Genomic DNA, 23,020 nt, shown 5'->3' on the forward strand with positions numbered 1-23,020 from the left:
ATTTATAAAGAATCAGCTAAAGTCCACCACCCAGCGGCAGGGCCTATAAATCTCACTACAATCCATAAGATTACTAACCCTCCGATTCCAACCCAACTGGCTTTAATACTTAATTTAATTAGGTTATCTTTTTGATTGATTGTAAAAGGTAGCCATTCAAATAATCTTGGAGACTCATCAATTTTAGCTTTAGTATCATTTTTTTTTGGAGGTAAACCAAGTGTTTTACGTCTTTTTGCTTCTCCCATATTTCTTTAGTTATTTACAAAATCATAACCTAATCAAAAGGTAGCATATAGTTAATTTGTTTTGAGGGTTGAATGTTTTGCAAAAGTAATCTTCCCCAGTACCTTTTATTTGCTCTTCCATCAAGGATTATTAACTTACCTGAATTTCTTCTTAAAGGAGAAATAGATCTTTCGATTTTTATTCTGGCTTGAGGAAGAAAGAAGTCTCTAAACCAATCTTGAGAAAGCTTCTTTTGATGAGAGACTGTAATTGCATTAATAGGTTCTGACATATTCGGGATCGGCAGTAAAGGAATGATAATTTGTTCTGGAATTTGAATTAAATAAGAATTCATAATCCACCAGTCAAAACTAGCGCAAAGGATTTCATTCTTACCAGAGGGAATCGTCTCTAGCAATACCCTCTTCCCGTACTTAGAAGCTAATTCTGTAGCAAGGTTAATTTTTAAATCAATATCATCAGACAAAACTAAAGTTAAACCCTTTCTAAAAAGTATTAACTTTTTGCATTTATCCAAGATTGAATTGGCAAAAAGAGGATTATTCGGAAGCAACTGTTTAGAGGGTACATATAATAAAATCTTTTTCTCTTCAAAATTACTTTTAAAATCAATAACCAAATCAATATCTAAGCTATGCTTTTTAAAATACATTTGAAAAAAATTATCTTTTCTCAATGCTGATAAAAAAACAAATTTATTATTTGAAAAAAATTCCTTAATTTGAGAAAGTTCATCTATTGGCTGCAAATACAAACTCCAATCTAAATCTGTATCGTTTAACTTTACCCAACATGCCCAGCCTTGAGATAATGCTTTGCTAACCCTTGAAAACTTATCAGAAAAAAAAGAATTTTTATAAAAAAAGTTTGAAAAGAAACTAATTTCTTTTTCATCTAAATTTATATAACTATTTCCTAAGACCTTTCTCATGAAAAACCTTTTCTTCAGTAAATCATATATTTTTATAAATTTTTGATTGATTAATTCAAATTCTTGAAAATTTTTTGTCCAATCTTTTTTAAGTAAAGAAATTCTATAATGATTTTTTAAATCCTCTTTTATGTCCTCAATTCCAGAATAAACTATTCGATGATTTCTAAGATTACGTGAATTGGGATCGTTAAGAAAATTTTGAATTGTTATTAAGCGAATATGATGATTTGCAAAAATAAATTGATCATTTTTCAAAATAAAATTAAAACCTAGATTTTTCAATGAATCAATCTGAAATTGGCTTATAAATTGAATTTTTTCTTTAGATAAAATAAAAGTTGAATCCTCTTCCTTCAAAAATAAAGAAATCAAAATTGGAGGTAACCAATCATAGCTAGAGAAAATTTCTGAATTAATTAGATATGTAGAGTCATTTTCAATACATTTGGAAATTATCCTCCCAAAAGAATATATGTGCTCCCAACTAATACTTTGATCTCTCAAAAAATTTTTTAAGTATTGATGACTTAAAATTTCAAGCATTTATAATTAATTTAATTTCAAATATGTACAAAATTTATGAAACTAATATACAAAAAATTGGTATCAATATAAGAGAGTCTTGAATTAATCAATCTATGAAAATTGGAATAGTAGGATTAGGTTTAATTGGCGGTTCTTTAGGATTAAAACTCCAAAGTCTAAATCATACAATTTATGGAATAGCAAATAATGCACTTAATGAAAAAAAAGCTAAGGATAAAAAACTTGCAAATTTCGTTAGCTGTGATCTTAGCTTATTAAAAAAATGTGAGCTAATAATTTTGGCATTGCCTATCAAAGATTTAATCAGTCCTTCTCAACAATTAGTATCATCAATACCTCAGGAAACAATTCTAACTGATGTGGGCTCTGTCAAAGAACCAATTGTAAATACATGGGAAAATTTACATCCTCTATTTATTGGATCTCATCCAATGGCAGGAACAGAAAAAAAAGGAGTCGATTCAGGTTTTGAAGGTCTTTTTAAAAATACAAAATGGATTATTACCCCAACACAAAATAGTGATTTAAATGCAGTCAGAACTATTTCCGAGCTCATAAAATCAATGGATTGTGAAATTTGCCAAGCTTCGCCAAAAGAGCATGATGAAGCAGTATCTCTAATTTCACATTTGCCTATATTTTTAGCCTCTGCCCTAATTGAAACTGCCCATACAAAAAATAATCAATCTTTATTAGATCTCACGCAAAAATTGGCTGCTACAGGATTTGCTGACACTTCGAGAGTTGGCGGAGGTAATGAACAACTAGGCTTAGATTTAGCTATTAATAATCAGATTAATGTTTTAAATTCTATAAATAATTTTAAAAATAAGCTGAATAAACTGGAATCTCTTATTAAAGAAAACAATTGGGATTTACTTTCTAGCAAACTTGCTGAGGCAAAAGAAATTAGAAAAAATTTTATAAACTAAAATTTTCTACACCTTTGGAAGCTAAAATTTGCCTTGAAACCATTAATGCAGACTGACTAACACCCGCAGTCCCCTCTCCTGGATAAATCGAATCTCCACATAGCCATAAACCTTTAAAAGGAGTCCTACTTGATAATCCAAATAAACCAAAAATATCTGGATTTTGACCAAGCCCACCAACTATTCCATTAGGTCTCTTAGTCCATTTTTCAAAGCCCAGTGGAGTTGCCAATTCCCTATGTAGCCAATTTTCAGGATCAATATCAAATTTACTTTCCAATTCAAGCGATATTTTTTTCATGAAACCATTTTTCTTCTTTAAGTAAGTTTGTTTATCTAGATCAAACCAATCTTTAGTTTTGGTAAAGATACTCGCAATTAAAGTAACCTCACCTTTTGGCGCTCTTCCATCACCATCATCACTTATTGATACAAATAACGAACAAAATTCTTTCGAAACAAATTGATAATGATTGGAGAATGTTTTTTTAATATGTTCTTTTTTTAATGCTGAATAAAAAACTACAGCTCCACTTGGATCAGGCAAATTATTAAGTCGATTTTTATAATTTTTTTTTCTTTCTAAAGGATCTTTCAAATGCTTGAGCAAAGATTGTGGAGGCGCAGTATAAATCACATCTTTTGCTTGGTAAATAAAAGATTTTTGTTTCGAATTGGCAGATACTTTCCAATACATATTTACGTCGTCAAAAGTTATAGAATTAACTTCTTGTCCAAAAATTAAATTGACTCCAGTTTCCCTTAATGAACTTTCTAATGCTTCACTTAAAGACTGCATAGATTTTTTAAGATGCCACAGACCATGTGGCTGTTGACACATCTGAAGCACAGTAGACCCATATAATGCTGCAGTATTATAAATATCCTCTTGAGAATAAAGTTTTAGTTGAAGATTTAAGAATTTAATCAAGCGCTCATTCTTGGATAATCCACATATACGCAATAAATCAAAAATAGTAGATTTAAGTAAGACTCCTGTGACAAGGTTTGAAGGTGATAGTGCTTTTAAAAGTTGAGAAAAATCCCAAAAATTACTTATTGGTAATACAGGATTATTATTCGCGAATAACCAATTACTTTGATGTATGAGATTACAAAGTTTCCAAAATCTACGACTCCCAGGAAATTGCATTTCTTGTTCAGCAATCCATTTACTTTTTTCATACCAGATTGGTATAGGCTTACCACCATCATTTAAATCAACAATGCAAGCAGGATCCAAAATTGTAGCTTCAGGAGATGGAATATCTAAAAAATCAAATATTCTAGAATGTATTCCACCTTTTTCTAAACCAGCAACCTGAGTTGCACCAACATCAAATATATAATCCTTTCTTTTAAAAGTACCTGCACATCCTCCTGCTTGTGTATGAGATTCGATTAAAGTCACTGATAATCCTTGTTTTGATAAAATTGCTGCAGAAGTTAGTCCTGCTATACCAGCTCCAACAACAACAACTTCGGACTTTCTCATTGAAAATGCAAAAATTATCACCCATTGAAGTTAACGAAATTTGTAATGAATTAGGGGAAACCTATCCAAAAAGTATTGATCAAGTACATGGTGGTGATATTCATAGTGCTTGGCAAATAGAATTCTCAAACAAAAAATTATTCCTTAAAAGAAACATTAGAAACAAAAAACTTCTTGAATTTGAAAAATTTTGTCTTCAAAATTTGAGAAAGTATATTAATCAAGAAAACATAATCATTCCTGAAGTTATTGCATATAAAAATATAAAAAATATAGAGATTCTTTTAATTGATTGGATAGATATGCAAAACTTTGACCAAAAAAAACTTGGAAAAGGATTAGGAGAAATGCACTTAAAATCAGCTGAATCTAATCCAAACATGTTTGGATTTCCTGTTGAGGGTTTTATAGGAACAACTGATCAAAAAAAAGGCTGGGACGAGAATTGGATAGATTGTTTTTTAAACTTACGGATTATACCTCAATTATTAATCCTTGAATCTAAAATATTAGACACAGAAACTAAAAATAAAGTTAAAGGAAAAATTAAATCAGAATTACTAAATCATAAACCAATAAATTCTCTTGTTCATGGTGATTTGTGGTCAGGAAATGCAGGGATAGATAAAAGTGGTAGGGGTGTTATATTTGACCCTGCATCTTGGTGGGCAGATAATGAAGTAGATATAGCTATGACAAAATTATTTGGAGGTTTTAGAAAAGAATTTTATGAGGAGTATCATAAAATTTTTCCAATAAAAAATGGATTTGAAAAAAGAACAATCATATATAATTTCTATCACATATTGAATCACGCCAATATGTTTGGAGGAGGATACTTAAAACAGGTTCATGATTACGTAAGAGCAATACTCAATATGTAATCTTTAACTAACCTAAATATGTTTTTTTAAGATTTTGTACCTTATCTAAAACAGCTTCACGATTTTCACTGGTACGAAGATTTTGCCAGCTCCATTGACCAACAACGATTACACCTAGTAATTCTAATAAACCTGGAAGAATTGGGAAAAAGTTTATCGTGTCGATGACAACTTTAATTATTATCTGAGCTATTACGACGACAGCAATTATGCCTGCAGCCTTGCCGTACTTACCCATTTGAGTCCAATCAACATTACCAAGGGTTTCATTGACTTTTCCCATAACATCAGAGTACTTCTCTGAAAAACTTTTGGTTTCTGAGCTTGTATCGGAGCCGGAGCCTTGGTTTGACTCTGGAGTGTTGTCACTCATGAATTCAGTAAACTTAATATATGAACCAGACAGTATCGGAAAAAACGTCTGTTGACTACCTTTTTGTTGTGCAAAATTCCGAACCGAAACATTTTGTATTTTTTTAGAGACATTTTTATGTATGGTTTCTCAAGATATTTAAACTTAAAATTGATTTATAAAAACTTCACATTATTATCTAGTTCTAACAAAAACATTAATAAATCAAAGTAATAAGAAAATTTTAAAAGGCTAAAATTTTTATTTTAATTATTATGTTTTCATAGTTTATCTCGCAAAAATTAAAAGATCGAAATGTCCAAAGATATTAAATTTAATTTCTTAAACTCTGATGAAGAAGAAAGATATCAAAAGCATTTTACCCTCAAAGAGATAGGTTATGAAGGTCAACTAAATCTTAAGAACAGCTCAGTATTATGCATTGGAGCGGGTGGACTTGGATCTTCCGTTTTGCTTTATCTAGCCGCAGCAGGAATTGGGAGGATTGGAATAGTTGATAACGATCAAGTTGAAAAGTCTAATCTCCAGAGACAGATAATTCATGAAACAAATACTATAGGCAATCTTAAAATTGATTCAGCTAAGGAAAGAATTAAAAAATTCAATCCTAATTGTGAAATATTAACCTTTTCAGAGAGAATTAATCCTAAAAATGCTCTTAAAACATTAAAAGAATTTGATGTCATTTGTGATTGCTCGGATAACTTTGGCACAAGATATTTAATAAATGATTCATGCTTGATATTAAATAAACCTCTAGTCTTTGGGAGTGTTCAGGGCTTTGAAGGGCAAGTGAGTGTTTTCAATTTATACAAAAACAGTCCTAATTTAAGAGACTTACTTCCAGAATCACCTTCAAAAAATGCTGCCCCTAGTTGCGCAGAATACGGGATAGTAGGCGTTTCAACAGGTTTAATAGGAATTCTTCAAGTTAATGAAATTATCAAAATCATTTTGAAAAAAGGTGAAATTTTAGATGGGAAGATTTTAATTTTTGATCTTTTGAATATGAATATGAAGAAATTACATCTCAAAAGTGATCATTTAAATAAAAGAATAAAAAATCTGTCTCAGTTTGAGCTTTTTTACAATAACGATGAATATTGTGAGAAAAATAATGAAATTAACAGTATTAATGCTAATGACTTTAATAGTTTATACAAAGCAAAACCCAGCAAAATTCTTTTAATTGATGTTAGAGAAAATGAAGAATTTTCTACTTCTGCAATAGAGGGATCCATATCAATTCCTTTAAGCCATTTGAACCGAGAATCTGACTTAAAATTTATTCAAAAAGAAAGTTTAAGTAAAGAGGTTTTTACTATCTGTAAATCGGGGAAACGTTCTGAAAAAGCTTCAAGAATCTTAGCTCAATTCAAAATTCAGTCAAAATCTATTGAAGGCGGCATTGAAAAGGTAAAGAAAATATTATGCAATTAATTAAGTTTAAGAATATTTAGTAATCTACACCTCTTTTCAAATCAACTCCAACATTTGCATAATGCTTATGACAAACCATTTCAGAGTAGACATCAGCAAGTTCAAAGTATGAAGGTTCATTTTTACACCTCCCAGTAATGACAACTTCTGTTTCTACTGGTTTTTTTAAGAGCGTTTGATGTATTGATTCCATAGGTAGCAGTTCTAAATCAACAGTTGGATTCAATTCATCTAAAATGATTGTTTTATACAAACCAGACAAAATAGCAGCTTTAGCAATTTCCCATGCTCTTTCAGCCTCAACATAATCAATTGGTTGTTGCTGACCTCTCCATACGATGGCATCTCTGCCTGAACGCAAATGATCCACTAAATGAGGGTAACTCTCTCTCAAAGCTTCTATGGCGGCATCTTCTGTATAACCATTGCCACCCTTTAGCCACTGTAATATTAAAACTCTATGACTTTTATCTTGAGATATTCCTTTACCAATAGCTTGAAGAGCTTTACCAAGTGCACTTGTCGATTTACCCTTTCCTTCACCTGTATAAATCTCAATTCCACCACTAGAACTACTTTGTTTGGCTAGTTTTGATAAGTTTCCTGTTAAACGTGGTCTCATTTCTGAATGGAGTTGAGATATTCTTACCAAAGAGGAAGGAGCTGCCCTTCCGGTAATAATTATTTCTAATCCATCTGGACGATTTTGAAGAGAGTCAACTACTTCATTGATATCAAGCATTCCTAAATCCAGAACTGGGTTTAATTCATCTAGAACAACTACAGAATAAAGAGAACTAGCAATAGCTCCTTTAGCAATATTCCAACCTCTCTCAGCCTCACCAACATCAAACTTTGTCACTTGATCAGCAGTAAAGAATTCAGATCTTCCTGTCCTAACGTGATCAATTAAATGTGGAAAGCCTCTTTGCAAAGCCTCTATAGCTGAATCCTCGTCATATGGTCTCTCAGGACCTTTTAAAAATCTTAGAAGTAATACTCTTGACTGTCTTTTTTCGCATATTCCTAATCCTATTGTCCTGAGAACTACTCCCAAAGCAGCCTGACTTTTTCCCTTACCCTCTCCATCATATATATGTAATTGACCTTTTGATCTCTCTTGACTGTCATTTGCAGTGACAATTCCAATTCCTCTATTTCTACTCGTATTCGCCAATTGAACAAAAATAATAGATTTAATCTAATATATAAATAAGAATATTATTAAAGATTTAATAATAAATTCAACCTATTTATATCTAATCTGAATTTTAAAGTAATTAACATGTTCAATCAACTAGAAATTCTCTCTGATGAACAAAGTGAAAAGCTTTATACAATAAGAAGATACATTAAGAATCTCGAGAGTGTTTGCATTGCTTATTCCGGAGGAGTTGATAGCACGTTAGTAGCGTCATTAGCATTCGAGCAATTAGGTAGCAAGGCAATTGCAATAACTGGTATTTCTCCTGCATTAGCCAAAAATCTTCGCGAAGAAGCAAAAAATCAAGCAAAATGGATTGGAGTAAAGCATTTAGAAATTAAAACATCAGAATTAGACCAATCAAGTTACAGTAAAAATCCCAAGGATAGATGCTTTGCATGTAAAAAAGAGCTTCACAAACATACAACCTACCTCTCTAAAAAACTTAATTACAAGATTGTTTTAGATGGAGTAAATCTTGATGATCTTAAAGATTACAGACCAGGTATAAAAGCCTCAAAAGAAGCAGGAGTCATCTCTCCCCTTGCAAAATTTAAATTCTCAAAACAAGATATTAGGGATATATCAAGAGCATTAGGTTTCCCTTGGTGGGACAAACCTGCTCAACCTTGCTTATCATCAAGATTTCCTTATGGCCATGAAATCACTAGTAAGAGGCTAAAAATGGTTGAGAAAGCTGAAGAATACCTTAAAGAAGGTGGCTTATCGGAGGTTAGAGTTCGATGTCAAGGATCAACTGCAAGAATAGAAATTCCTCAAGATGAATTAAAGCATTTTTTTAATAAATATAATTTTAATGAATTAGTTCAATACTTCTCTAATTTAGGATTTAATTGCACAAGCTTAGATCTTGAAGGACTAATAAGCGGCAAGTTGAATAGGTAATATTATATTAAACAGCCGTTCTGATCTGTTTAGGTACTGCTGAAGGTGGATTGCGCTTAATGACACGCAAAGAATGTTCTTGAGCCATTAAAGATTCGATTAAATATTGACTAGCTAGTTCAGGCATCATATTTTGACCACATGTAAAAATATCTAATGCAGAATAATTAGATTCAGGCCAAGTATGTATTGAGATATGAGATTCTGCCAGTAATGCAATTGCCGTAACACCCTGAGGCTCAAATTTATTACTAATCAAATTCAGAACTGTTGCATTTGCCAATTTAGCAGCTCTGCTTAAAATACAGCGCAAAAAGGATTCATCATTTAATTTTTCGCAATCGCATCTATAAAGTTCCAACAAAAGATGTTTACTTTGATGACTTAATTGTTGCTCATTACTAAAAGAACTTAAAATTTCACTTTTTTTGTAGATTTCCATTTAAGAAATTTATATGAATTTAAGATTAGCTAAAAATCAAGCATTTTTGAAATTATAAATGAATCATTTGTGAAGAGCTCAAGAAAGACTGATTAAATTTATCTAAATGTGTCGCACTTATAAAACATTGACTATCTTTGCCAACAGAATTTAATAACAAATTTTGTCTGGATAAATCTAATTCCGCCAAGACGTCATCCAATATAAGTATTGGAGGAGCATTTAATGATTTTGTTAATAAATCTAGTTCAGCCATCTTTAAAGCCAAGATAAAAGTCCTTTGCTGTCCTGATGAACCATATTTTCTCACTGAAACATTATTTATTAAAAACTCAACATCATCACGATGAGGGCCAAAATTACATTTACCAGTTAATGCTTCTATTGAACGCTGATTTAAGAGTTGTTCTGCTATTTTTTTACTAATAATTTCTTCCTCTTCTTCTTCAGGACTTACATTTTCTATGCCCGAAAGATAATTTATGTCTATTTTCTCTTTAGACTTACTTAAATGATTATGCCAATATTCAACATATGGCTTTATTTTTAATAAAGCCCTTCTTCTACGCCTAAAAATTCTTGTACTTATTATTGACATTTGAATATCAAAGCTTTCAAGAATATCTGAGGAATTAGTTCTCAAGAAACTTTCTGAACGCCAAAAATGACTTCTTTGCTTTAAAAGCCTGTTAAATCTACTAATCAAGTCCAAATATACTGGTTCAAGTTGAGATACAACTTTATCAATCCATGTCCTTCGACAACTTGGTTCACTTCTAACAATATCTATATCATTAGAACAGAAACATACACTCCGAATATAATTCTTTATTTCACTCTGCTTTTTCAAGATTGATTCATTAACGTAAATTTTCTTAGGACCTTTTCGGAACAAATTTAACTTTAAATCATTTTTGAAATCTATTTGCCCCATAACGACAGCCATATCACTATCGTTTGTTATTAAATCTTTATCACTTAATGCTCTATTAGATTTTAATTGACTTAAAAATTCAACAGATTCAAGTAAATTTGACTTACCAATACCATTTAATCCAAGAACAATTGTTCTTTGCTCTTTTAGGTCAATTTCAAAACTTTTATGGTTCCGAAAATTTTTTATTTTTAAGTGATTTAAAAAAATTTTCTTAATGCATTCATTTATTAAATTAGCTAAGTTTATTATATTTAGATTTTCTTTAAAGAAATTGAAAATTAAAGGGCATGTAGCTCAGTTGGATAGAGCATCAGATTCCGGTTCTGAGAGTCGGGGGTTCGAATCCCTCCATGCTCGTAATATGATTTTAAAGTTTGTATCCCATTACTCTTATCCCATTTGGATCTAATATAAATCCACTTTCTTTTAAACTTTTAAATGAAGAAACCGGAGCCTGAACAGAAATACTACATCCAGGCATTTCTCTATTTATTTTCTCAATGGTGACTTGAAGCAATATTGAATAAAAAAGTTGCTGATTATCACCTGGTATTGCACTTAAATTCCATAAATTAGCATTCAATCCCTTGTCTGATGTAACCCTTACAAAGCCATACAATTTATTTTTTAATTCGTTCTGTATGGTGAAAAAGAAATTACTTTTCTGAATTGCCTCTGTGAGAGGTTTTATTGGGAAGGTTTCACAACCACAATTTGCTAAAAGTTTATTAACTTCTTTAGCTAATGGGATCTTAGAAGAGTTAATAATATAACCTTCAGGAAGAACAAGTTTTTTTTTAGAAAAATATTGCAATTCTCAACCAGTATTTCTCATTCCAGCTGCTATTCCATTAATAGTTAAAAGTGCACCTCTCAATAGTTCACTTCTACTATAAGCTCTTCTAGATTCGTCATTATCAATAACGAATTCGCTGATTGGGGGTTGCCTTGTTTGGTCTCTAAGTCTTCTCAAAAGTGAAACCTGCAAAAAGCCCAATGGGATGATAGTTTTATTTCTCAAACTTACCGATGATTTTAAGTCTCTATCAGATTCTAAGAGCTTACTTTTACCAGTAATTTCAAGTATTAAAGATTTTGTAAGATTATATTCTTTAGCAATTACTTCAAAAATATCTTCAAAGGAATCTTTATTTTCTTTACTACCAAGTTTGTCAACATAATATTTTGCTACTTCCAAATCTACCTTAGATAATGTCATTTCTACCTTGGAAATAAGCATTCTGAAAAATGGCCATCTTTGATGTAGAACTCTTAGTAATTCAATTTGTTGTGGATCTGAATTTAATTCAGATGATAATGCAGTTCCTACTCCGAACCAACTTGGCAAGAGAAATCTGCTTTGTGTCCAACCAAATACCCATGGAATAGCTCTTAAACTAGACAAATCTTTTGCTCCTTTTTTTCTTCTCGCAGGTCTACTAGAAATCTGTAATTTACTTATTTCTTCTATTGGCGTTACTTCTTGAAAGAAATTTAATAAATCAGGATTCTCATGGACTAATTTTCTGTAATGAGACCTTGATGTTTCTGCCAGCCTAGACATTAATTGATTCCATTCTGGTGTGGCATCAAGTCTATTATTTACCAAACTATTCTGAATAACAGCTGTAGTAACTGTTTCTAGATTATACAAAGCCAATTCAGGAAGACTATATTTTGAAGCTAAAACTTCACCTTGTTCTGTTATTTTTATGCGCCCTTTTAAAGTACCGCTTGGTTGAGCCAATATTGCCTGATAGGCTGGGCCTCCACCTCTACCAACAGAGCCGCCTCTTCCATGAAAAAGTCTTAGCAATATGTTATTTTTACTGGCAAGATTTTGAAGAGCTATTTGCGCTTTATGAATTTCCCAATTACTGGAAACAAAACCTGAATCTTTATTACTATCAGAATATCCCAGCATTAATTCTTGAAGAGGTTTATAAGATTCACCAACTTTTGGTAATAAAGATCTGTAAAAATCTAATTTAAACAACTTCTCCATTACCTCTGGTGCTCTTTTGAGGTCTTCAACAGTTTCGAAAAGAGGAACGACTAATAATTTTGACTTTTGTGAATTTTGATCAAGAAGTCCCATTTCTTTTGCCAGTAAAATAACTTCAAGCAAATCAGATGCACTATGACTCATTGAAATTACATAAGAATGACAAATACGACTTCCAAATTCTTGCTGCAGTCTCTTAACCATTTTAAAAACTGAAAAGGTCTCTTCTGTAGTTTTTGTCCAATTAACATCCGAAGGAATTAAAGGCCTTTTTGTATTTAACTCATCTATGAGCCACTGAATTTTATCTTCCTCAGACATTTGATCATAAGTAACAGATAAATCAAGGTAATTTGTAAGCTCTTGTATAGCTTCACTATGCCTTGTACTTTCTTGACGAATATCTAAACTTGCCAAAGAAAATCCAAAAATATGAACTTGAGTAAGTAAGTTGTTTACCGCTTCACAATTTAAATCTGTACTTATTAGGCTATTTTTAATCAGTTCGAGATCATAAGTAAATTCGTTTACTGACTTGTAATATAGATTTTCACTTTTATCAATATTTTTAGTATCAATTTCTCCCTCCAATTCAAATTTCCACCCACTGTCAGCTAACAAATTATTCCTTTCTTGTGTTAATCTTAATTTCTCTAAAATATAGCTTAATTTTAACCTGTAAGGTTCTGATCTGTATCTTGTAGCCCTAGCTTCATAGATTTCAGGGAATTTAACTCTATCTGTTTCTAACGACTCTAATAGAGAAGAACTTACTTGACTCCATTGCATTGATACACTTAATTGATCTCTAAGATTTGTTATTGAAACAATATACCTTTCCAACATCAACTGCCTTTGGTAGCATGCAGTTCTCCATGTTATCTCAGGAGTGACCGATGGATTGCCATCCCTATCTGAACCAACCCAAGAACCAAAGTTACAAAAAGATTCAGAAGGCATCTGAACATCTGGGTAATTTTCGGCAAGTGCTTCCGCAATTCTGCCTCTCAATTGAGGCATTGCATTAAATAAAACTTGCTGAAAATAATGCAAGGCATAATCTACTTCATCTAAAACTGAAGGTTTAAATTGATGCAATTCATCTGTTCTCCACCAAAGTCTAACTTCCTCTTTTAATTGAGTTTTTAGAGAATTTTTTTCTTCTTTTGTTAAAAATTGCTCAACCTGTATTTTTTTTAACAGGTTAGCAACTCTAGTTTGCTTATGTCTTATAGTATGCCTTACTATCTCGGTCGGATGTGCAGTAAAAACTAAACGAATATCCATTTCCTGCAATAACGCCTCTAATCTTCCTGGAGGTACATTTAATTTTCTAAGCCTATAAAATAATTCTCTAAAAGTTACAGGAGCATTTTGCCTAGCCAATGCTGGGGCAAAAGGGTCAAGGTTGTCTGGAGATTTCTGAACATCCTTATTAGTAAAGCTTTGTATATATCTATCTTCTTCAACTCTTTGTTCCAAAATATTCACCAATTGAAAATATAATGAAAAGGCCCTTGCTGCCGCAATGGACTCTGCCAAATCCATAGAATTTACAATTTCAACTATTTCTTTTTTAAAAGTTTTTGAACTATCACCATCAATTTGTTTTGAATAACTTAATTCTTTAAGCTGTATCAATCTCTCTGCTTGATCAACTGGGCATTCTTCTCTGAGCACAGATTCCCATAGATCCTCTATCAAAAGACGATTTTTATCAAGTGGATCAATATTACTTATAAGATCCACATTATTATTTTTAATCTGTTGAAAAGATTCCATATAATCATTATGTCACAAGTAAAAATGTTCAGATCAAATATTTGTTTAAATAATCAAACACTATCCTCTTCATTCTTGATCATATCATCGATAGAAAATTTCATTATTTGTTCTATAGAAAAACCTTTTTTATATTGATTTATCCACTTCATAGATTGATTACCTTCTTCAAGCACCACATAGATAGGTTTCAAAAGATGTTGCATATTAAATTTTTCTGCAGTAGGTGATAAATCTGATAATAAATTTTGAATCCATTCTCTACAAATAACTTTTTTTCCATCTCTCCAGTGGATTAATTCTGAATTAAGACTATCTTTAGCAGCATTAATTTCATTTTTATCGCATATTTCTGATAATTCATCAATAGAAAAAATACTTGTAGTCAAAGGATCTAAAGTATTCATATTTTCAAAAAGATTTAGAATCCTTAGTTCTAGCATTGCCGTTATCCCTAGGAGCAAATTAATATCATGAACGAAATCACAAATTCTTAATTCCAAACGATCAAGAATTAAAGGCCTTTGAGGACCATTTGGACGAATTGAAGACCAAAAATGTCTGATATTTTGCATATTTTTATTAGCTATATTTTTCTCGATCCAATCGATATAGGAATTATGGTTAACAAAAAAAGGTACTTTTTGGGGTGTTTTAGGAAACTGCATCCATCTCTGTGAGTGGTTTTCCGTAATTTTATTATTTAAAAAAGGCGAACTAGCACTTATGGATAGGTACAAAGCAGCCTCAGACCTTATTAGTCTTATAGCAGCAAAAAGTTTATCTAAATCATCTATTCCTATATTTATATGTACGCTTGAAGTTGCAATAGATATTCCATAACTATCTTGTATGAATTGATGATAAACATTTTGAATATCAGATCGTTGAAATTGTATGTCATGTTTAAAACAGAGCGTGGATGAAGGAATAATTGTTAACTCTTTTTTGTTGAGCCATCGCCTTAACTTTTTTCTTGGATTTATTAATTTCTCGTACAAAAAATTGTAATCTTTTTCAGGTGTTGTTATGTATTCAACATTTCTGTTATCTGGCTCTTTTACAAAATCAGGAAATTTTTTCTCAATTTCTGCCGAAACACCAATATGAGAATTTAAAGAACCTGTGAAAAGTTCCACTTCAAAACCCTTATAAAGATTATTTTGAGTCATTTATTTATCCAAACAGGCCAATGCTTTTAATATCCCTTTTGCTTTATTTATCGTCTCTTGATATTCATTTTCAGGAGAAGAATCAGCAACAATTCCAGCTCCTGCTTGCACTGAAACATCATATTTCCCATCTCTTGAGGGTTTAACTATCATAGTTCTTATTGTAATTGCAGTATTTAATGCACCATTAATATCAATAGATCCGTAAACACCAGCATAAGGTCCTCTAGAATCTTTTTCAAAGTCCTTAATCAATTGCATAGCTCTTATTTTTGGCGCACCAGTTACTGTCCCAGCGGGAAAAGATGCTTTAAGTAAATCCCATACATCAGCATTGTTTTTTAAGATCCCCTCAACTTCACTAACTATATGCATAACGTGTGAATATTTTTCAATAACCATTAAATCCTTGACCTTCACAGTCCCAATTTCACAAACTCTCCCAAGATCATTTCTCCCAAGATCAATTAGCATTACGTGCTCAGCTATCTCTTTTGGATCTTTTAATAAATCCTTTTCTAATTCCAAGTCTTGTTGATTATCAATACCTCTAGGTCTTGTCCCAGCTATTGGTCTTAAGCTTGCAACAATCTGATTATTTTTATTTTTTTCAGCCTTAACCATTACTTCAGGACTTGAACCTATCAGATACCATGAGCCAAAATCAAAAAATGACATGTATGGAGAGGGATTAACCATCCTCAAACTTCTGTATAAATTAAAGGGGTCATTATTGACTTGAGTTTGGAATCTCTGACTTATAACTATTTGGAAGATATCTCCCTTTCTTATATATTCTTTTGCAGAGAGTACTGCATCCTCAAAATCTTTTTTCTCCCAATTACTCTCTATATCTAAATTCAAATTCTCATTTTCATTCCAATCTAAAAACTCATTTTCTTTTAGAGGAACTCTCATTAAATTTCTAGTTTTTTTAATTTTAGAAATTGATTTAAGATACAAATCTTCAATCGAGGAATCTTTTGAAGAAGTTGTATCTGCATAAACCACTGCAGTAATACATCTTTTTATTTGATCAAAAACAACTAACTGATCAAAAAACATCCAGGTACCATAAGGGATATTGTTTTCAGGTATTTCATTTATTGGAACACTAGGCTCTATTCGATTTATTAATTCATAACCCCAAGAGCCATATAACTGTCCAATTGATGGTAAGTCATTAAGCATGGTTGACTTATATTTCTTTGTCCAACTCCTTAAAATATCAAAAGGATCACCTTTATGAGTTTCAGTTTTACCATTATTCCAAGTTTTAACTATTTCTTCTCCATAACAAACTGCTTCCCAAAGAGGTTTAGTAGCAACAATACTCCACCTACCCAAACTTTCCCCACCTTCAACGGATTCAAGAAAAACACCATGGGAATCTTTTGAAGATAACTTTAACCAAGTCGACAATGGAGTCTCCAAATCTGCTGGCCAAGTTTGAATGATAGGTATAAAATTTTTACCTTCTTTGTAAGCCTTTAGGAAACTATCTTTATGTGAGCTGATCATATTAATAATGTCAGCCCAAATTATAATTATTTTCTTCTTTTATATCAACTTTAAGGAATTTAATCAAAAGTATTCTTAGTTGTAAATTTCAAACCAGCTGGATTAGGATTCTCACCTATTCTTCTCGGATTATGGCCTACTTTCTCTCTTCCCTCATTTACTTTTTCAGAGAAAACACCATCTTTTGGGTGTAAAAATTCAATATCACCACCTGGGAAAATTCGGTAGATTTTAAAATCTTCAATTCTTGGTTTAAAGGATCTTAATTGTGTCCCTAATGCAAGGCATTGTTCTTTTCTTGCAAAGTACATTAAATTATCACCTTCGTGCATAATAGCCGCTCCACCGGTGGGCAATTCAAATGCTTGCTCCTTTGAGCTTTTCCATACAATTGCATATTTTTCTTCGGTTTCTGCTGAGTTTAATAAACCCCCAGTACTTCCTATATGCTTTGGAAATTGACCAACTAAAGTTTCAGTCATCCTTGATTTTGAGTTATTTATAATAAGAAATTAGCATTCATATTTTGCAAAATTCGAAATTTAAAGGAAATTTTCTACATTATTTAATATATGGAAAACTGATTTCTCATTTTATTTTGAATCTGAAATCGGAAAAAATACTGTCAAACCTGTATCACGCCTTTGTGTGACATGCCCTCCTAAACTAGCTAACAACTTTTGAGTAGCATTTTGACTAAGTTGTAAACTTCCTGTTTGAGGGTTCCAATTTAAAACAGGACCTATATCGGAACCGTTATCTTTTTTTAGAATTTCATTTTGATTACTTTCTAATTTTTGTACTTTTAATTGCAGTTTTAGTTTCTGACCAGCTGGTCTTAATTCTAATATTAATGTACTACCTTCTTTTAATCCTCTAGTATTTTTATCAATTAATCCACTTAACATTAATTCCAATTTTTCAGAATCACTTAAAATTTGCGGAAGTTGATTGGGGATATCAATCTTCAAAGAAATGCCACGTCGATTTAATTGTTTATTCCATAGGGGAGAAAGCTTTTTGAAAATTTCAGCTAAATTAATTTTTGCCAAGTTATTTAATGACGGGACTTCATTACTCACTAATTCTGCTGCATTAAAAATTAAACCAAACCTATCAATTTGTTCATTACATTCATTATCTATTTGAATTAAACGATTTTTCATTGATTCGTCCATCTTATATTTTTTTAAAGTAGAACTAATTAAGGTTCTTATTGTTGCCAAGGGCGTTCTTACTTCATGAGATATTGCACGTAACAATTTTGCTTCAGTTATTTGCAAATTTTTTTCATCGTTTTTTACAGAATTCTGAATATTATGATTGGGAGCAATATTTGCTAATTTTGCCGATAATAGGGGCCAAAATAATTTTTCAAATTGATTATTAATATTAAGATTACCTAAATTATTAATTGCATTACGAAATTTTGCTCCTTCCTCATAATTCTCTTGCTTTAATTTTGCGTGCATTAATTCAATTGAAAGTTTTAGGCTTTCTTCGTCACACTTCATTAATAAAATTTTCTTATCTTTTTCTCCTACAATTGATAATATGCATTGAAAATTTTGGGTTAGTATCATCAAAAAAGGTTCATAACCATCCTCTTGACTAAGATTTAAAACTTTATAATTACTAACTAAATCGAAATCTTTTTTTATTTTGTCTGAATTATTTACTGGCAAAAAAACTGCATTCTCATTTTGAAAATATGGAAACCCCTCAAGAGACCAAAGCCATCCATGAAATTGATTTAAAAATTTTTTATCATTAAAAGTTGGCAAAGGCGAGGCGACCCAAATACCCCCATTTTTATAATTCTGAGATAGAAAATCTTTTTGAATAACTTCTAAAGAAGCCCACCACATTCTTCTGGAAGTATCATTATCCACATATATTGTTTGAACTCCGTTAATCAAATTTTCTTGAATTTTTTTTATAGTTATTTTTGAATTCATCAACTTCTTAATGATCTAGAGCGTTTCAATACAGATAAAACAAATCCAATAGATATAAAATTAGTCACCAATGACGTTCGACCATAGCTCATAAAAGGAAGAGGAATCCCAGTAACTGGTCCTAATCCAATAGTCATAAATAAGTTAATAATTATTTGAAATAAAAAAGTTGAGGCTATTCCAATAACAATTAAAGATTCAAAGTTAGACCTAGCAATTGTTGCAGTATTAATGAGTTTTTTAATCAAAAGAAAAAACAAAAATAAAACTATTATGCACCCCACAAAACCCAATTCTTCGCCTAAGGCACTAAATATAAAATCAGTATGTTGTTCAGGTATAAATTGCAAATTAGTCAGCTTACCTTGTAGCAAACCATTCCCAAATAATCCTCCAGAACCAATTGCAATTTGACTCTGTATCAAATGATATCCACCACCTAATGGATCTCTATTTGGATCTAAAAATAAAACTAATCTATCTTTTTGATATTCTTTTAAGCCATATTGCCACAAAATTGGTGTCAATTTTGCTACTAAAAAATGAAATGAAATGGCGAGAGCAGAAAAAATAATTTTCTTTTTCGAAGATCTATAAGCAAGATATCCCATAACAGGAATCCAAAGAATAAGAAGATTTGGAAAGGTTAAATATAATATAGAGGTGATAATACAAAACACTAATATCAAAATCCACTCTATGGGCATTTGCGACCAATAGAGCATCACACCTGTCAAAACAAGTAAAACTAAAGAGGTACCTAGGTCCGGTTGAAAAAAAATTAATAGCCAAGGAATAACCATTACTAATAAAGGCAATACTAAATCTCTTATTGTTAAAATTATTTTTTTGTCGAGTACTAAAGCAAGAGTTAATATAGTACTTAGTTTAGCTACTTCTGACGGCTGAAAAGAAAAAATTCCCAAGTTTAGCCATCTTTGAGCTCCAGAAACTGAGATCCCAAAAAAATAAATTAGTAATAATGATATTAAAGTACAAAAATAAAATGGAACTAAATACTTTCTAAGTCTCTCTAAAGGTATATAAGAAATAAAAAATGCTAAAAAATAACCTAAAAAACCAGTAAAGATATGGCCTAAATAATTAGATACTAAAAAATCACCCTGAATACTTTTTATTAGTAAACCGGAAATAACAACTAAAAAAAGGGGGATTAATAGTAGTGGAGAAAATAAAAAACCTCTAATGTATTTGTCTTTTTTTGGTAAAAATCCTCTCTTATTTAATACAAAGATTCTCCTAAACATCAATTATCTATAAACAAATTGATTCTTAATTAATTTAGCTAAGTTACCAAATGCAATAGAACTTTCTTTATTGGGCTGGCTTATTGAGATTGGTACACCTTTATTACTTTCATCAACGAGAGGGATTTCAATAGGAATTTGGGCTAATAAAGGTAAATCATTTTCTTTAGCTAAGGTTAATCCTCCACCTTTACCAAAAATTTCATATTTTTTACTAGGCATATCTGGCGGAATAAATACTGACATATTTTCTACAATTCCCAATAAAGGTACTCCAAGTTGTTTAAACATTGCCAATCCCCTCCTTGCATCTTGCAAAGATACTTGTTGCGGAGTAGTAACGACAATAGCTCCAGAAATAGGAACAGATTGTGAAAGGGAAATTTGAGCATCTCCTGTTCCAGGTGGCAAGTCAATCACCAAAAAATCAAGAGGATTCCATTGAACTTGGTAAAGGAATTGACGGATAATACTGTTTAGCATTGGTCCTCTCCATATCACTGGTTGTCCTTCTTCTATAAGAAAACCCATTGATACCAAAGAAATTCCATATTTATTAATAGGTATTAACCTTTGGTCAGTACCACTACCTTCTGTAACCTTTGGATTTTGTTCAGCAACACCCATCATTGAAGGAGTATTAGGTCCATATATATCGGCATCCAGCAAACCAGTTTTAGCGCCTAATTTAGCTAGAGAACAAGCGAGATTAACTGCAATGGTACTTTTACCAACTCCACCTTTACCACTGCTAACAGCTATGATATGTTGAATACCATCAATCTTCTGCAACTCAGGCGCATTACTTTGATTTTGAGGTTCTGTTTTTCGAGGATTATTATCTATCTCTATTTGAACATCATCAATATCTTTAAAATCAAGTAGTACTTTTCTAACCTCTTGTACAATCCTATCTCTCTGAGAATTTGCAAATGATGGTAATGATAGTGTTACGATAACTCTTGGTATTGTTACTCTTACATTTTTAATCCAAGCTAATTCAATTACATTTTTCTGTGATCCAGCATCTAGAACTTTTTGTAAAGCAAAACTCGCATCTTCTATTGTCGTCATTAAATTTTTAAATATTTTGACAAGGTAGTCGACTGTTTAAAAGATTAAGAACTATGTCGAACTATCAAATAATAAGCAATAAGTACCCCCTAAGAGAAATTATAAAGGGAAACTTATAATTAACCAAAAAAATTTTTTTCTTCAAGATTTACTAAATACATGTTGAAAGAACCTCCTAAAAACTCGAGAGAAAAAACAAAAAATCTCTTATTAACTTTACAAGACAAAATTTGTTCAGGGCTTGAAAATGTAGACGGCAAAGGGAAATTTACAGAAGAATCCTGGCTAAGAGATGAAGGGGGCGGTGGAAGATCAAGAGTGTTGAAAGATGGTTCTATTTTTGAGCAAGCAGGAGTAAACTTCTCGGAAGTACAGGGAAAAGAATTACCGCAATCTATCATCTCTCAAAGGCCCGAAGCAAAAGGTCATGAATGGTTTGCTACGGGAACTTCTATGGTATTGCATCCTAAGAATCCCTATATTCCTACAGTTCATCTGAATTATCGATATTTCGAAGCTGGTCCTGTTTGGTGGTTTGGGGGAGGTGCAGACTTAACCCCTTTTTATCCTTATCTTTCTGATGTAAGAAATTTTCATAACGAGCATAAAAAAGCTTGTGAGAAAGTTGATCAAGATTTACATAAAGTTTTCAAACCATGGTGTGATGAATATTTCTTCTTGAAACATAGAAATGAATCTAGAGGCATTGGAGGTATTTTTTATGATTATCAAGATGGTTCAGGTAATATTTATAGAGGAAATCATCAAAATGGGGAGGCATCAAAAGCTTCACAAAGTATTGGTAAATCAAATTTAAATTGGGATAATTTATTTTCTTTAGCGGAAAACTGTGGGCAGGCATTCCTCCCTTCATATTTGCCCATTATTGAAAAAAGAGCTTCTCAAACATATTCATCGAAGGAAAGAGAATTCCAGCTATATCGAAGAGGTAGATATGTCGAATTCAATTTAGTTTGGGATAGAGGGACGATTTTTGGACTACAAACAAATGGCAGAACTGAATCTATATTAATGTCCTTACCACCCTTAGCTAGATGGGAATATGGATATAAACCTAAAAAAGGTTCTCGAGAAGAATTTCTCACATCAATTTTTACAAAACCACAAGATTGGTTAAATGATAAAGAGTTAGAGAAATTCTGTATAGAGAATAATATTTTTAATTAAAAATTATCGAATAAAATTTTAAAGTTTCTTAAATAGGAGTTTTAAATAAAGAACCGTCACTTTTCAACTGAAGTTTTTCTCCAAGTTCATTTTCTAAAGAGATTAATTCATCCCTATGCGCTCTTAGTCTCATGAAAGTTGAATCATTTTCATTTTCGTTGATCAACCTTAATTCAAATTTCTCCTCTCTTGCTGATTTTTTAAAATAAACAATTCCAGACAAAGGGCCCCCAATTAATCCCAAAAGGATAGGCCACCAACCTAATTCAGGATATATTTGGATAATTACTAATCCCAAAGCACAAGAACCAAAACCACCAAGAAAACCCAAAAAAATTGCTAAAAATTTACTAGAAACAACTTGACCCTTGAATATTAAAATTCTTTGTTCAAAATCTCCTCCTGTTTGCTTCCATCCCCTCAAATTAAGCCATTCACATAAACCATTTAAAACTTTAACTGGTTGCTGAGCAGATGAGATCTCAACGATAGTTGTTCTATCTTTACTGGAAGCCCTAAGGAAAAAAAATAATCCTATGGACAAGAGAATTGTCAGCAACAACGTTGAATTTAAGGAATAGGACATTAAAAATTTTTTCTATTAAGCTCGAGAATAAAAACTAAAGTTACATCATATTATAATTTTTTAAAATTATTCTGTAAAATATTCTTATTAGATAAAAATTCTTAATCAAATAAAACCTTAAGTA

Annotated in this window: 21 protein-coding genes and 1 tRNA gene; 6 read left to right on the top strand and 16 right to left on the bottom strand. The window is 31.5% G+C overall.

The annotated features are described in order from the left end of the window. Positions 1-2 precede the first annotated feature (2 nt). Together HA140_RS08560 and HA140_RS08565 are read right to left on the bottom strand one after the other, a co-directional pair. Positions 3-248, bottom strand: coding sequence for a DUF2839 domain-containing protein (locus HA140_RS08560; RefSeq protein ID WP_209040683.1), 246 nt, complete (start codon positions 246-248; stop codon positions 3-5). A 29-nt stretch (positions 249-277) separates the two neighbouring features. After that, positions 278-1,726 carry a DNA helicase gene (locus tag HA140_RS08565; RefSeq protein ID WP_209040684.1) on the bottom strand — a complete coding sequence of 483 codons (1,449 nt, stop codon included), beginning with the start codon at positions 1,724-1,726 and terminating at the stop codon, positions 278-280. A gap of 95 nt (positions 1,727-1,821) precedes the next feature. Between HA140_RS08565 and HA140_RS08570 the strand changes: the two genes are divergently transcribed. Beyond that, complete coding sequence (locus tag HA140_RS08570) at positions 1,822-2,661, top strand: prephenate/arogenate dehydrogenase (RefSeq protein ID WP_209040685.1); 840 nt, start codon at positions 1,822-1,824, stop codon at positions 2,659-2,661. Here HA140_RS08570 and crtD read toward each other — a convergent pair. Continuing rightward, entirely contained in the window at positions 2,651-4,156 is a 1,506-nt protein-coding gene (gene crtD / locus HA140_RS08575; protein ID WP_209040686.1) for a C-3',4' desaturase CrtD, read from the bottom strand. The genes HA140_RS08570 and crtD overlap by 11 nt on opposite strands. A gap of 5 nt (positions 4,157-4,161) precedes the next feature. Here crtD and HA140_RS08580 point away from each other — a divergent pair, with 5 nt between their 5' ends. Further along, positions 4,162-5,040, top strand: a complete 879-nt coding sequence (locus tag HA140_RS08580; RefSeq protein ID WP_209040687.1) for a fructosamine kinase family protein — start codon at positions 4,162-4,164, stop codon at positions 5,038-5,040. A 7-nt stretch (positions 5,041-5,047) separates the two neighbouring features. On the opposite strand, the gene HA140_RS08585 is transcribed toward HA140_RS08580, so the two are convergent. Beyond that, a complete protein-coding gene (locus tag HA140_RS08585) occupies positions 5,048-5,413 on the bottom strand; it encodes a CAAD domain-containing protein (protein WP_209040688.1) in 366 nt (121 codons plus the stop codon). Between the two features lie 294 nt (positions 5,414-5,707). Here HA140_RS08585 and moeB point away from each other — a divergent pair, with 294 nt between their 5' ends. Beyond that, complete coding sequence (gene moeB, locus HA140_RS08590) at positions 5,708-6,853, top strand: molybdopterin-synthase adenylyltransferase MoeB (protein WP_209040689.1); 1,146 nt, start codon at positions 5,708-5,710, stop codon at positions 6,851-6,853. A gap of 16 nt (positions 6,854-6,869) precedes the next feature. Here moeB and HA140_RS08595 read toward each other — a convergent pair whose 3' ends face one another. Beyond that, a complete protein-coding gene (locus tag HA140_RS08595) occupies positions 6,870-8,030 on the bottom strand; it encodes a cob(I)yrinic acid a,c-diamide adenosyltransferase (RefSeq protein ID WP_209040690.1) in 1,161 nt (386 codons plus the stop codon). Positions 8,031-8,138: 108 nt separating this feature from the next. Between HA140_RS08595 and larE the strand changes: the two genes are divergently transcribed. Next, positions 8,139-8,963, top strand: a complete 825-nt coding sequence (gene larE, locus HA140_RS08600) for an ATP-dependent sacrificial sulfur transferase LarE (RefSeq protein WP_209040691.1) — start codon at positions 8,139-8,141, stop codon at positions 8,961-8,963. 7 nt (positions 8,964-8,970) lie between these two features. Here larE and speD read toward each other — a convergent pair whose 3' ends face one another. Together speD and recF are read right to left on the bottom strand one after the other, a co-directional pair. Continuing rightward, a complete protein-coding gene (gene speD / locus HA140_RS08605) occupies positions 8,971-9,405 on the bottom strand; it encodes an adenosylmethionine decarboxylase (protein ID WP_209040692.1) in 435 nt (144 codons plus the stop codon). 52 nt (positions 9,406-9,457) lie between these two features. Beyond that, complete coding sequence (gene recF, locus HA140_RS08610; protein ID WP_209040830.1) at positions 9,458-10,549, bottom strand: DNA replication/repair protein RecF; 1,092 nt, start codon at positions 10,547-10,549, stop codon at positions 9,458-9,460. 76 nt (positions 10,550-10,625) lie between these two features. Between recF and HA140_RS08615 the strand changes: the two genes are divergently transcribed. Continuing rightward, positions 10,626-10,699: transfer RNA gene (locus HA140_RS08615), tRNA-Arg, on the top strand. Positions 10,700-10,709: 10 nt separating this feature from the next. On the opposite strand, the gene HA140_RS08620 is transcribed toward HA140_RS08615, so the two are convergent. The 8 genes from HA140_RS08620 to HA140_RS08655 form a co-directional block, all read right to left on the bottom strand. Beyond that, on the bottom strand, positions 10,710-11,156 hold the full coding sequence (locus tag HA140_RS08620) for an N-acetyltransferase (protein ID WP_209040693.1): 447 nt from the start codon (positions 11,154-11,156) through the stop codon (positions 10,710-10,712). 3 nt (positions 11,157-11,159) lie between these two features. Further along, entirely contained in the window at positions 11,160-14,129 is a 2,970-nt protein-coding gene (gene ppc / locus HA140_RS08625) for a phosphoenolpyruvate carboxylase (RefSeq protein WP_209040694.1), read from the bottom strand. A gap of 53 nt (positions 14,130-14,182) precedes the next feature. After that, positions 14,183-15,301: a glutamate--cysteine ligase gene (gene gshA, locus HA140_RS08630; protein ID WP_209040695.1), complete on the bottom strand. Its 1,119-nt coding sequence runs from the start codon at positions 15,299-15,301 to the stop codon at positions 14,183-14,185. Then, on the bottom strand, positions 15,302-16,822 hold the full coding sequence (locus tag HA140_RS08635; protein ID WP_209040696.1) for an anthranilate synthase component I family protein: 1,521 nt from the start codon (positions 16,820-16,822) through the stop codon (positions 15,302-15,304). 59 nt (positions 16,823-16,881) lie between these two features. Then, positions 16,882-17,304 (bottom strand): photosystem I reaction center subunit II PsaD, encoded by a 423-nt coding sequence (locus HA140_RS08640; RefSeq protein WP_209040697.1) that lies wholly within the window; start codon positions 17,302-17,304, stop codon positions 16,882-16,884. 111 nt (positions 17,305-17,415) lie between these two features. Continuing rightward, complete coding sequence (locus tag HA140_RS08645) at positions 17,416-18,780, bottom strand: sensor histidine kinase (RefSeq protein WP_209040698.1); 1,365 nt, start codon at positions 18,778-18,780, stop codon at positions 17,416-17,418. Beyond that, positions 18,780-20,048 (bottom strand): rod shape-determining protein RodA, encoded by a 1,269-nt coding sequence (gene rodA, locus HA140_RS08650; RefSeq protein WP_209040699.1) that lies wholly within the window; start codon positions 20,046-20,048, stop codon positions 18,780-18,782. The genes HA140_RS08645 and rodA overlap by 1 nt, the downstream gene beginning before the upstream one ends. 3 nt (positions 20,049-20,051) lie before the next feature. After that, positions 20,052-21,122, bottom strand: a complete 1,071-nt coding sequence (locus tag HA140_RS08655; protein ID WP_209040700.1) for an Mrp/NBP35 family ATP-binding protein — start codon at positions 21,120-21,122, stop codon at positions 20,052-20,054. 159 nt (positions 21,123-21,281) lie between these two features. Here HA140_RS08655 and hemF point away from each other — a divergent pair, with 159 nt between their 5' ends. Then, positions 21,282-22,310, top strand: coding sequence for an oxygen-dependent coproporphyrinogen oxidase (hemF, locus tag HA140_RS08660; protein WP_209040701.1), 1,029 nt, complete (start codon positions 21,282-21,284; stop codon positions 22,308-22,310). Between the two features lie 28 nt (positions 22,311-22,338). Here the strand turns inward: hemF and HA140_RS08665 are convergent, their stop codons facing one another. Further along, a complete protein-coding gene (locus tag HA140_RS08665; RefSeq protein WP_209040702.1) occupies positions 22,339-22,896 on the bottom strand; it encodes a cofactor assembly of complex C subunit B in 558 nt (185 codons plus the stop codon). Between the last annotated feature and the right edge of the window lie 124 nt (positions 22,897-23,020).

Source organism: Prochlorococcus marinus CUG1417, assembly GCF_017695975.1.
Lineage (GTDB): Bacteria > Cyanobacteriota > Cyanobacteriia > PCC-6307 > Cyanobiaceae > Prochlorococcus_A > Prochlorococcus_A marinus_AG.